Below are 1,323 nucleotides of genomic sequence, written 5' to 3' on the forward strand. Positions count from 1 at the left end.
CTCATAGAGCTCGGCAGCGCCGAAATTATATCGCACCGTGCCCGTGGTCTTCAGGCCGATCGCGTCAATGGCGCAGTCGGGGTTGCGTTTGCCGGCTTCCGACATCAAATTTCCTCTCCGGATTTTGGCCGCGTCTGACCGGTCATTGCCGGAACGCGCAAGGGACTAATTAGGGTCAGAACCAGAAAAGGCGAATGATATCAAATCATTAATCGATTTAAAAATTTTGAAAGTTGTTTAAATCGTTTATATGTGCAAAAAATCACAGAGGTTGCCCAAAGGATTGGCAGGCTTCGTTCGTCCAATCCGGTTATGGGTGCGATCGTGTGTAGCGGCAGGCCGCCCGTGACTTCGGACAAGGCCCATGCCACATTTTGTACCCAATTTGTCCTGCAAAAGCCCTTTCTCGACGACAGAAGGGACAGCTCATGAGGGAGCCGCTTGAAATGGCAACAATCGCGCTTGTCGACGACGACCGAAATATTTTGACTTCGGTGTCGATCGCGCTCGAAACCGAGGGCTACCGCGTCGAAACCTACACCGACGGCGCGTCGGCACTCGAAGGCCTGGCGGCGCGGCCGCCCAACCTCGCCATCCTCGACATCAAGATGCCGCGCATGGACGGCATGGAGCTGTTGCGCCGGATGCGGCAAAAATCCGACTTGCCGGTGATCTTCCTGACCTCGAAGGACGACGAGATCGACGAATTGTTCGGCCTCAAGATGGGGGCCGACGACTTCATCCGCAAACCGTTCTCGCAGCGCTTGCTCGTCGAGCGGGTGCGCGCGGTGCTGCGCCGCACCAGCGCCCGCGAGGCGGCCGCCAAGGCGCCCAGCCAGCAGGCGCGCTCGCTCGAGCGCGGCCAACTGGTGATGGACCAGGAGCGGCACACCTGCACCTGGAAGGGCGAGCCGGTGACGCTGACGGTAACCGAGTTCCTGATCCTGCATTCGCTTGCGCAGCGCCCCGGCGTGGTAAAAAGCCGTGATGCGCTGATGGACTCGGCCTATGATGAGCAGGTCTATGTCGACGACCGCACCATCGACAGCCATATCAAGCGGCTGCGCAAGAAGTTCAAGGCCGTCGATGACGACTTCGAGATGATCGAAACCCTTTACGGAGTCGGGTACCGGTTTCGGGAAGCTTGATATAGTGAATAGTCAATGGTGAATGGTGGATGGTGCGAGCGGCCCACTGGGCTCTATCTAAGCGCCCCATTTTTCCATTCGCCATGCACCATTCACCGGACAGGGACTGCTAGTTGATGGCAGTGGACGCAGAGCGAGGCAGGCGGGCGGGCGCGGCGAAGCGCCCGTCGCGTAT

General features: G+C 58.7%; 1 protein-coding gene. It reads left to right on the forward strand.

From position 1 onward, the window contains the following. The first annotated feature begins 446 nt into the window (after positions 1–446). Entirely contained in the window at positions 447–1,148 is a 702-nt protein-coding gene (locus EOA60_RS33225) for a response regulator transcription factor (RefSeq protein ID WP_127335684.1), read from the forward strand. The last annotated feature ends 175 nt before the right edge of the window (positions 1,149–1,323 follow it).

The organism is Mesorhizobium sp. M1A.F.Ca.IN.020.06.1.1 (assembly GCF_004023265.1).
Taxonomy (GTDB): Bacteria; Pseudomonadota; Alphaproteobacteria; order Rhizobiales; family Rhizobiaceae; genus Mesorhizobium.